Genomic DNA, 362 nt, shown 5'->3' with positions numbered 1-362 from the left:
TTATGGCTTTAGCCAGTTCAAGGCGCGTTAGCGTCTTGAACATACAACCACCTGCTTTGCGGGTGGTATCAAAGGGTTATACCAAGAAAAACACCTTTCCGTTACGATATAGATGTTCAAGCTAATAATCGTAACTAAAATCAGGAAAGGTGTTTATGGGCATTAAAGCACAAAGCTCAGCGCATACAAAATGGCTGTGCAAATACCATATCGTCTTTTCGCCGAAGTACAGACGGAAAGTGATTTTTAATAGTATACGTTCAAGTGTGGGTGAGATATTACGAGACCTTTGTAAGTATAAAGGAGTCGAAATAATAGAAGGGCATCTGATGCCGGATCATGTTCATATGCTAGTCAGTATC

Annotated in this window: 1 protein-coding gene; it reads left to right on the top strand. The window is 40.3% G+C overall.

The window, feature by feature from the left end; translation table 11 throughout:
- Nucleotides 1-155: 155 nt before the first annotated feature.
- Nucleotides 156-362: IS200/IS605 family transposase (tnpA, locus tag OI69_RS18670; RefSeq protein ID WP_039354166.1), on the top strand; the 207-nt coding region annotated here is incomplete at its 3' end.

This window comes from Pectobacterium fontis (genome assembly GCF_000803215.1).
GTDB lineage: Bacteria > Pseudomonadota > Gammaproteobacteria > Enterobacterales > Enterobacteriaceae > Pectobacterium > Pectobacterium fontis.
This window is presented reverse-complemented; position numbering and strand designations above follow the sequence as displayed.